Raw genomic sequence first — 9,672 nt, forward strand, 5'->3', positions numbered from 1 at the left:
TCGATGAAGGTCCAGAGCCCTAGCCATTTTGGCGAGGTTTGCCGCGCCCCGCCCTGACCACGAACTTGTGCGTGCGCACGGCCCGCAAAATGTCGGCCAGATGTTTGCGGTCGCGTACGGCAAGAATGAAGCGCAGTTCGATCGTGGGCTGACCCGAGTCGTCGTCCATCGTCACATGGATGATGTCGGCGTCGTGCTCGCTGATGGCGGCCGCCAGTTTGGCCAGCACTCCCTTGCCGTTGTTGACGATGACCGCCATGCCGACTTGATACAGACCGGCGACGGCGGGCGACCAACTCAGGTCGATCCAGCTTCGCGGGTGCTTCTGGAACAGGCGCCGCGCCTGCGGGCAGTCCTGTTGGTGGACCGTCAGGCCCTCGCCTTTGCCGAGATAGCCAAGCACCGCGTCGCCCGGAATGGGGTGGCAGCAATCGGCGTAATGCACCGATGTGCCTTCACTGCCGTCGAGTTGCAGCGCCGTGCGGGGGGTATTTTCCGCGGTGTTGGGTGTTGGGGATGCAGCGATTTCCCCGGCATTCGGGGACGAGGCAGTTTCAGCCTGATCCGGCATATGTTTCGGTTTTGCTTGGCCATGGCCACCTTGCATGCAGGCGCGCTTGGCGACGATTTCAGCAACGCGTTTGCCCAGTCCAATGTCGCTGAACAACTCCTCCTGGCTCTTGCTGCCGCTCCAGTGCAGCAGCCGGCTCCAGTCCCCGCTCGTCAGATCGTCCAGATTCCGACCTTCCTGGACCATGGCGCGGCCGAGAAGCCGTTTGCCCAGGTCTTGCGATTCGGCCTGCTGCGAAACCTTGAGTTCATGGCGAATCTTCGAACGCGCGCGTCCGGTGCGCACAAAGCTCAACCAGTTGGGGTTGGGGCGGGAGTGCGGGGCGGTGACGATTTCCACCACATCGCCGCTGTGCAACTCGGTACGCAGCGGCACCAGTTCGCCGTTGACCTTGGCGGCCACGGTCTGGTTGCCGAGGTCGGTATGCACGGCATAGGAGAAATCCACCGGCGTGGCACCACGGGGAAGAGCCAGGATGCGCGATTTGGGCGTGAACACATACACCGCATCCGGTGCCAGATCCACTTTCACGGTTTCGATGAATTCCGCCGCGTCCCGGTTCTCGTTCTGGATGTCGAGCAGCGATTGCAGCCATGCCGCGGTACTGACCTGGGCGATGGCTTCCGCGCCATTGCCCGTCTTGTACAGCCAGTGCGCTGCCACACCGCTCTCGGCCACCCGGTGCATGGCCTCGGTGCGAATTTGAAACTCCACCGGTGCCCCGGTCGGGCCGATCAGCGTGGTGTGCAGGGACTGGTAGCCATTGAGCTTGGGAATGGCGATGAAGTCCTCGAACTTGCCCGGCATGGGCTTGTACTGCGCATGCAGCACTCCCAGGGCGCGATAGCAGTCCAGCACGTCGGACACAATGACGCGAAAGCCGAAGATGTCTTGCACATGGGCGAACGACCTGTGCTTGCGCTGCATCTTGCGGTAGATGGAGTAGAGCGTTTTTTCCCGGCCGTGCAACTGCACGGCGATGCCGGCGTCCGCAAACGACTTGGTGGTCGCGGCCAGAATCTTGTCCACCAGATCGCGGCGGTTGCCACGCGCAACCTTCAGCGCCTGAATGAGCACGGCGTAGCGCATGGGGTGGCCGTGCAGAAAGCCCAGGTCTTGCAATTCCCGGTACACCTGATTCAGCCCGAGCCGATACGCGATCGGCGCGTAGATATCCATGGTCTCGGTGGCAATGCGTCGGCGTTTGTCTGGCGCCATCGCACCGAGGGTGCGCATATTGTGGAGACGGTCGGCGAGTTTGATCAGGATGACGCGGATGTCGCGCGCCATGGCCAGCAGCATCTTGCGAAAGCTCTCAGCCTGGTTCTCCTCACGGTTGGAGAACTGAATCTTGTCCAGCTTGGTCAAGCCATCCACCAGCACCGCCACGGTGGGGCCGAAGTGCTCGATCAACTCCCCCTGGGTGATGCCCTTGTCCTCCGCCGTGTCATGCAGCAGGGCGGCCATCAGGGCCTGGGTGTCGAGCTTCCATTCGGCGCAGATCTCGGCGACGGCGACCGGGTGGGAAATGTACGGTTCGCCACTGGCGCGGTATTGCCCGAGATGCGCCGCATCGGCAAACCGGTAGGCAGATCGAATTTGCTGAAGATCGGCTTCCGGCAGGTAGCTTCCCAGCTTCTCCAGCAAGCCCGCCAGGCTCACGGCCAGGGGTTTGTCGGCGCAAACGCCTTCGGTCGCGCCGCCTGCACTCTCCACCCCCGTGGAATTGGGAACCACCACCGCCTTACGCCGGACGACTGGGCGATGACGGGGGGCAGGCGAACTGCTTGTTGCGGGCGGGCGGCTTTGCATGACGAGGACTCATCAAGGGCACCGCACACCCGGCAGGTTGAGGCGGCGGTCAGGCAGGAACGCGCTTGAGCATTTCAATGCCGACCTGACCTGCAGCGATTTCGCGCAGAGCCGTGACGACGGGCTTGTCGCGGGTTTCGATCTTGGGCGTGTGGCCCTGGGCCAGCATGCGCGCGCGGTAGGTCGCGGCCAGAACGAGCTGGAAGCGATTGGGGATTTTTTCCAGGCAATCTTCAACGGTGATACGGGCCATTGTTTTTCCAGTGAGGTTGGGAGCGAGGTGCTCAGAGTATGCCGAGTGCCTTGAACACTTCGGGATGCGCGCGGCGCTGGGCCGAGTACCGCAAGCGCTGTGCGGCAACGATGGACTGCAAATCACGTAGCGCATGAGCAAAGTCGTGATTCACAATTATAAAGTCGAAGGTGCTGGCGTGCGGCGTTTCCAGCCGCGCATCGCGCAGCCGGCGGGCAATGACATCGGCAGCGTCCTCGCCGCGCCGCTGCAAGCGTGCTTCCAGTTCCTCGAACGAAGGCGGCAGCAGATAGACGCTCACCGCATTGCTGAACTGGCGCTTGACCTGCTCGGCGCCTTGCCAGTCGATTTCCAGCATCACATCCACGCCTTGGGCCATGCGCTGCCGCAGCCAATGCCGCGACGTGCCATAGAGGTTGCCATGCACTTCGGCCCATTCGAGAAAGTCCCCGGCGTCGATACGGCGCTGAAATTCAGTGCGGTCGACAAAGACGTATTCCCGACCATCCAGTTCCTGGCCACGGGGAGCGCGCGTGGTGTAGGAAATGGACAACTGGATCCCCTTGTCCTTCGACAGCAGTTTTTGCACCAGGCTGGATTTTCCGGCGCCACTGGGGGCTGCGACGACGAACAAATTGCCCGGGAAGTCCATGCGTGGGGATCTTGGCTAGGGGGTTGTTGTGGCAAAAGGAACCGGGTGCTCGGTGCTCTATTCGAGGTTTTGCACCTGCTCGCGCATCTGCTCGATGCAAACCTTCATGTGAACCGCCAGTTCGCTGAGTTCGAGCACGGCCGACTTTGAACCCAGGGTGTTGGCTTCACGGTGCAATTCCTGGATCAGGAAGTCCAGGCGTTTGCCGACTTCTCCACCTTCGTCGAGGACCTTGCGAATGGCATCGAGATGTGATTGTAGACGGCTGATTTCCTCGGCAACGTCGACCCGAAGGGCGAATGCCGTGGTTTCCTGCAGCAGGCGATCTCGTACTGCCTCTGGATCAGGGCTGCCGCCCAGAGCCTGCAGCGCCTCGTTCCAGCGGGTCATGAAGCGCTCCTGCAGCCGGGCCACGGCTTGCGGCGCCACTTGTTCGGCCGCCAGCGCCCACTGCTGCAGTTGGGTACAGCGGTCCAGCAAAAAACTCCGCAGACGCTCACCCTCGGCCGAGCGCGCTGCCTGCAGGGCGATCAGGGCCGCTTCGGCTGCGCGCTGCATCGCTTGGGTCAGCATGGCGGGGTCCACATGCGGCTGTTGCTGTTGCGCCGCACTCAGGCGCCAGACATCGGCCACGGAAAGGCCGCGCAAATGGGGTGCGCGCTGGAGCAGAACGGCTTCGGCCTGCAGCAACGGTTCGATCTGGTGCAGCTCGGGTAGGGCTTGTGCGGACTGTGCTTCGTCCAGATTGATGCGGCATTCCACCTTGCCGCGGCGCAGTTGCTGGGTCAAAAGCGCGCGCACTGAGGCTTCACAGGCCCGCAATTCGTCGGGCAAACGGAACATCAGATCGAGAAACCGGCTGTTCACGCTGCGCAATTCCAGACGAACGGCAAGCGGAGATCGTGCGCCTGCGACAGCCACGCTGACTTCAGCGTAACCGGTCATGCTATAAAGTAATTTCACTCGGCGCTCCCTGGTTTGGACGCCGCATTTTTCCACAGTGTGGGCCGCCAGCCGGGAATTCACCAGTCGGGCATTCCTGCCGTTTTCACGCCATATGTCGAAAGCCAAACCCGCACCACTCGAACCCGATATCCAAGTCGGCGGCTACCGCATCTTGCGCAAGCTCGCCAGCGGCGGCTTCGGCGTGGTCTATCTCGCGCTCACGTCCGACGGCCAGCGCGTGGCGATCAAGGAGTACCTGCCGGCATCCCTGGTGGAGCGCGCAGCCGGCGAAATGGTGCCCATTGCGCACCCGGAGAAGCTGGCGCTTTACCGGCTCGGCCTCAAGAGTTTTTTCGAGGAAGGGCGGTCGCTCGCGCAAATTTCCCACCCCAGTGTCGTCGGGGTGCTGAATTTTTTCCGCGAGAACGAAACCGTTTACATGGTGATGAATTACCTGGAGGGCTCGTCGCTGCAGGAGTTCGTCATCACCGCGCGTGAACTCAAACGCAAGAAGATTTTCCGCGAGTCGACCATCCGCTCGCTGTACGACGAAATCCTTCAGGGCTTGCGCGTGGTGCATCAGCACAAGATGCTGCACCTGGACATCAAACCGGCCAACCTGTTCATCACCGACGACGACAAGCCCATCCTCATCGACTTCGGCGCCGCTCGTGAAGTGCTGGGCCAGCAGGACAAGCGCTTTCGGCCCATGTACACACCCGGTTTCGCCGCCCCGGAGATGTACAAGCGGGATGCGTCCTTCGGCCCCTGGACCGATATTTATTCCGTCGGCGCCTGCATCTATGCGTCGATGACCGGCTACCCGCCTTACGAAGCGACGCAGCGCCTGGAGAAGGACCGATTGCCCATGCAGCTCTCGAAGCTGCGCGGCGTCTATTCGGACAACCTGATCGAGATTGTCGAATGGTGCATGTCGCTGGACCCCCTGGCACGGCCACAAAGCGTGTTCAACCTGCAAAAAGAACTCGGCGCCGAGAATCCGCGGCGCTATACCCAACTCACGCTCAGCGAAAAACTGCGCATGCAAATTGACGAACTGGTGCACGACACCAAGGCTCGCGTGGACAAGGCCAAGCAGGTCACGCGCATGGGTGGGGCAACCCGCATGGGCCCGGTGGTGGGCGGGCGTGAGCGGACACCGGCTGGGCGCGACAAATCATGAAATTCTCCGTCTATCAGGTCAGCCGACGCGGTGCTCGCATGGCCAATGAAGACCGCATGGGTTATTGCTACACGCACGACAGCGTGCTGCTGGGCCTGGCGGACGGCATGGGCGGCCACCCCCGTGGCGACATGGCGGCGCAACTCGCCTTGCAGACCATCGCGGCGATGTTCCAGCGCGAGGCCAAGTCGGCTCTCGACGACGTTCGCACCTTCCTGCGCCGAGCGATTTTGGCCGCACATGAACAAATTCAACGCTACGCCAAAGCCCACAGTCTGAGCGATTACCCGCGGACCACCGTAGTGCTTTGCGTGTTGCAAGCGGGCGTGGCGCAGTGGGCGCATGTGGGTGATTCACGGCTTTACTTCCTGCGCAACGGTGCGCTGCTCACGCGCACGCGCGATCACTCCCATGCCGAGCAACGCATGTTGCGCGCCGTGCGCGAGACCAAGGTGCTCGATGCCACCGTGGAAGGTGCTCCGGTCAATCGCAACGTGCTTTACACCTGCCTGGGTTCGCCGCAACTGCCCTTCGTCGAAATCGGCGTGCCCCAGACCCTGCGTTCGGGCGACATGGTGATGCTGTGCTCCGACGGCTTGTGGAGCCAGTTGCCCGAGGCCACCATCGTGCGATTGCTGAGTGATCGTGTGTTGTCGGATGCCGTGCCTGAGATGGTCGAGTTGGCGCTGCGGCAAAATGCCGCCGAGTCCGACAACGTCACCGCCTTGGCCATGGAGTGGGAAGCCGAGGCCGAGCGCGAAACCACGCAGGGCGTGAGCACCGAAGGCATCCGGCCCGGCGTGTTCGCCTCCACCTTCCAGTCGGGCCTGCCCGATATGCAAATCGACGAATTGGACGATGCCGCCATCGAGCGTTCCATCGCCGAAATCAACGAAGCCATCCGTCGCGCCGCGGCGAAAAAATAAACTCCATGCCCTATTCCCGTTCCGATGCTCGCGCAGCCAATGCCTTGCGTCCCGTACGCTTGACCCGCCAGTACACCTGCCATGCCGAGGGGTCGGTGTTGGTCGAGTTCGGCCGCACCCGGGTGCTGTGCACGGCAAGTGTCGAAGAGCGCGTTCCGCCACATCGCCGCAACAGCGGCAAGGGCTGGGTCACGGCTGAATACAGCATGCTGCCGCGCTCCACCCACACGCGTAGCGACCGCGAGGTCAAGCGCGGGCGTCCACAGGGGCGCACGGAAGAGATCCAGCGCCTGATTGGCCGCAGCCTGCGCAGCGTGTTCGACTTCGGTGCCTTGGGCGAGCGCCAGATCCTGCTCGACTGCGATGTCCTGCAGGCCGATGGCGGCACCCGCACCGCCGCCATCACCGGCGCCGCCGTGGCGGCCTGGGATGCCTGCTCCTGGTTGCTGCGCCAGGGCAAGATCGAGCGCAACCCCATGCGCGAGTTGGTCGCAGCCGTGTCCGTCGGCCTGCTCGGCGGCGAAACCCTGCTCGACCTCGCCTATGACGAAGACTCCACCTGCGATTGCGACATGAACGTGGTCTGCACCGCCTCCGGCGGCTTGGTGGAAGTGCAGGGCACGGCCGAGGGCGAGCCTTTCCAGCGCGGCCAACTCGATACGCTGGTGGACGCGGCGCAGCTTGGTATCGAACACCTCATCGGCTTGCAGAGGCAGGCGCTCGGCTTGGCATGAAGGTGGTTGCAGGCGACAGGCCATGCCTCGTGCTGGCCACTGGCAACGCGGGCAAATGGCGCGAATTCCAGGTGTTGCTGCAGGGGCTGGAACTGGACCTGGCTTTGCAGTCGGACTGGAACGTCAGCGAATGCCCCGAGCCCCACGCCACCTTCATCGAAAACGCCTTGGCCAAGGCCCGGCATGCCTCGGCGCAGACCGGTCTGCCAGCGCTGGCCGATGATTCCGGGCTGTGCGTTCAGGCGCTCGCCGGTGCCCCCGGGGTGCATTCCGCCCGCTTTGCGCAAGAAGATCGCCCTCAGACCTGCCGCTTCGCATCAGGCTCCCCCGAGGGGGATGAGAAAACTTGGGGCGGCCCGGCGTTTTCTCCTGTGGATGGCGAACTTGAAAGCGGCCAACGCAGCCGCAGCGCGCAGGACCAAGCCAACAACAGCAAGCTGTTGCGGGAACTGGGCACGGTGACCGAGCGTCGCGCCCACTTCATCTGCGTGCTTGCCGCCGTGCGCCATGCGAGCGACCCCGAGCCGCTCATCGCCCATGGTTGGCTGCATGGCCGTATTGCGCTTGAAGCCGCAGGCGAGGGCGGCTTTGGCTACGACCCCTTGTTCCTGCTGCCCGATGTGAACCTCACCTTGGCCCAGATCCCGGCGGAACACAAGAACAGCATCAGCCACCGTGCCCGCGCCGCACGGCAACTCGTGCTGTTGCTGCAGGCCTTTTGGCGTATTGGCACCAAGCAGGCGCCTGGCGGCCAGCCATGAGCGGCCCAGTCATTCCCATTCACCCGCAAGCCGAGCGTGCGCTGGTGGATGATGCAACGCCCGTCGGCGAATTGCCATTGCAGGACGCAGCCGCGCACCTGCCGCACTACATGCGTGCCGGCACCCTGCAACTCCAGGCCCTGCCACCGCTGGCCTTGTACGTGCACCTGCCCTGGTGCCTGCGCAAATGCCCCTACTGCGACTTCAACTCGCATGAATGGCGCGGGGCTGAATCGGTCATTCCCGAGCAGCGCTATGTGCAGGCCTTGATGGCTGACCTGGATGTCGCGCTGCCATGCATCTGGGGGCGTCGCATCGCGAGCATCTTCATCGGCGGTGGCACCCCCAGCCTGTTCTCGCCCGACGCCATCGATACCCTGCTGGCCCAGGTGCGGGCTCGCGTCTCCTTGGCCCCCGATGCTGAAATCACCCTCGAAGCCAACCCCGGCACCTTCGAGCGCGACCGCTTCGCCGCCTATGCTCAAGCGGGCGTCAATCGCCTGTCCATCGGCGTGCAGAGCTTCGATGACGCCAAACTCCGCATCCTCGGCCGCGTCCACGACGCCGCGCAAGCCCGGGCCGCCATCGAAGAGGCAAGCCGCGTCGTTCCCACCTTCAACATCGACCTGATGTTCGCGCTGCCCGGCCAAAGCCTGGAGCAGGCGGTGGCCGAGGTGCAGCAGGCGCTCGCCTACAAGCCGCCTCACCTCTCGCTCTACCAACTCACGCTCGAGCCGCAAACCCCGTTTGCCAAGCGCCCACCCGAGCAGTTGCCGGACGCCGACCTGGCTGCCGATATGCAGCAGGCCGTGGCCGACGCGGCGCAGAGCGCGGGTTTGGAGCGCTACGAGGTGTCGGCCTACGGGCGCCCCGGGCACACCAGCCGGCACAACCGCAACTACTGGGAGTTTGGCGATTACTTGGGGCTTGGCGCTGGCGCGCATTCCAAGCTGAGTTTCGCCCACCGCATCGTCCGCCAAACCCGCCGGCGCCAGCCCGAGCGCTATATGCAGCAAGCCATGTCGGGCGCGGCCATGGAAGCCGAGCACGAGGTGGCACGACGTGAACTCCCGTTCGAATTCCTGCTGAACGCCCTGCGCCTGCGCCAGGGTTTCAATCCCGAGCTGTACACCCGGCGCACCGGCTTGCCCTTATCCACCCTCCACCCCGGGCTGCAGCAAGCCGTGCGACTCGGATTGCTGCACGAAACACCCGACCGCATTGCCGCCACCCCGAGAGGATGGGAGCTGCTCAACGAGGTCTTGACCCTGTTTCTGCCGCCAGCCGCAAGCAACTCGCGCGAGGCGGGGCGCATCCCCGACTCAACAGTTTGAAGCAGGCCAATCTCGGAGCTCGCCTACAATCGCGCTCCTTCGGAAGCGTGGCAGAGTGGTCGATTGCACCGGTCTTGAAAACCGGCAACGGGCAACCGTTCGTGAGTTCGAATCTCACCGCTTCCGCCAGAATTGACCCGTCGATTTTCCCAAGCCATCCATCGTGATGGATTTTTCTTTTCCAAATCAATGTGTTGCGTAGGGATAAGGGTGCATTTGCGTCAACACGCGTGACCGCTGGTTGACGCCGATCGACAACCTTGCGGGGGTGATTTGGGGGCAATAGCATGGATTCCATCGTCCACTTGCCCCCAGCCCACGATGTCCACGCTCACCGACGCCCAAGCGCGCGCGGCCCAGCCCAAAGCCGGCAAACTCACCTGCCTGTTTGATGGTGGTGGGCCCTACCTCGAAATCACCAAGGCCGGTAGCAAAGGCTGGCGCTTCAAGTACCGCTACGGCGGCGTCGAGAAGCGCCTCTCTTTCGGCGCTTATCCACTG

The 9,672-nt window shown here is 63.3% G+C and carries 10 protein-coding genes and 1 tRNA gene; 7 read left to right on the top strand and 4 right to left on the bottom strand.

All coding sequences use genetic code 11. The annotated features are described in order from the left end of the window. Positions 1 to 19 precede the first annotated feature (19 nt). Genes ACYCUK_RS16190 through ACYCUK_RS16205 form a run of 4 tightly spaced genes read right to left on the bottom strand, consistent with a single transcriptional unit; the run spans position 20 to position 4,251 of the window. On the bottom strand, positions 20 to 2,383 hold the full coding sequence (locus ACYCUK_RS16190) for a RelA/SpoT family protein (RefSeq protein WP_461595723.1): 2,364 nt from the start codon (positions 2,381 to 2,383) through the stop codon (positions 20 to 22). Between the two features lie 49 nt (positions 2,384 to 2,432). Further along, complete coding sequence (gene rpoZ, locus ACYCUK_RS16195) at positions 2,433 to 2,636, bottom strand: DNA-directed RNA polymerase subunit omega (protein WP_112487316.1); 204 nt, start codon at positions 2,634 to 2,636, stop codon at positions 2,433 to 2,435. A gap of 31 nt (positions 2,637 to 2,667) precedes the next feature. After that, on the bottom strand, positions 2,668 to 3,288 hold the full coding sequence (gene gmk, locus ACYCUK_RS16200) for a guanylate kinase (RefSeq protein ID WP_461595724.1): 621 nt from the start codon (positions 3,286 to 3,288) through the stop codon (positions 2,668 to 2,670). Between the two features lie 57 nt (positions 3,289 to 3,345). Further along, a complete protein-coding gene (locus ACYCUK_RS16205) occupies positions 3,346 to 4,251 on the bottom strand; it encodes a YicC/YloC family endoribonuclease (RefSeq protein WP_461595725.1) in 906 nt (301 codons plus the stop codon). Between the two features lie 94 nt (positions 4,252 to 4,345). Here ACYCUK_RS16205 and ACYCUK_RS16210 point away from each other — a divergent pair, with 94 nt between their 5' ends. The 7 genes from ACYCUK_RS16210 to ACYCUK_RS16240 all read left to right on the top strand — a co-directional run. Further along, positions 4,346 to 5,416 (top strand): serine/threonine protein kinase, encoded by a 1,071-nt coding sequence (locus ACYCUK_RS16210; protein ID WP_461595726.1) that lies wholly within the window; start codon positions 4,346 to 4,348, stop codon positions 5,414 to 5,416. Continuing rightward, the gene (locus ACYCUK_RS16215; RefSeq protein WP_461595727.1) at positions 5,413 to 6,342 is read left to right on the top strand and encodes a PP2C family protein-serine/threonine phosphatase; all 930 of its coding nucleotides are present in this window, start codon (positions 5,413 to 5,415) and stop codon (positions 6,340 to 6,342) included. Before ACYCUK_RS16210 ends, ACYCUK_RS16215 begins: the two co-directional genes overlap by 4 nt. Positions 6,343 to 6,347: 5 nt before the next feature. After that, positions 6,348 to 7,076, top strand: a complete 729-nt coding sequence (rph, locus tag ACYCUK_RS16220) for a ribonuclease PH (protein WP_461595728.1) — start codon at positions 6,348 to 6,350, stop codon at positions 7,074 to 7,076. Beyond that, positions 7,073 to 7,837, top strand: a complete 765-nt coding sequence (locus ACYCUK_RS16225) for a non-canonical purine NTP pyrophosphatase (RefSeq protein ID WP_461595729.1) — start codon at positions 7,073 to 7,075, stop codon at positions 7,835 to 7,837. The genes rph and ACYCUK_RS16225 overlap by 4 nt, the downstream gene beginning before the upstream one ends. Next, positions 7,834 to 9,171, top strand: coding sequence for a radical SAM family heme chaperone HemW (hemW, locus tag ACYCUK_RS16230; RefSeq protein ID WP_461595730.1), 1,338 nt, complete (start codon positions 7,834 to 7,836; stop codon positions 9,169 to 9,171). The genes ACYCUK_RS16225 and hemW overlap by 4 nt, the downstream gene beginning before the upstream one ends. A 41-nt stretch (positions 9,172 to 9,212) precedes the next feature. Further along, positions 9,213 to 9,300, top strand: a tRNA-Ser gene (locus ACYCUK_RS16235). Positions 9,301 to 9,492: 192 nt separating this feature from the next. Continuing rightward, the coding region (locus tag ACYCUK_RS16240) for an Arm DNA-binding domain-containing protein (RefSeq protein WP_461595731.1) at positions 9,493 to 9,672 on the top strand (180 nt) is incomplete at its 3' end.

This window comes from Thiomonas sp. (genome assembly GCF_054608695.1).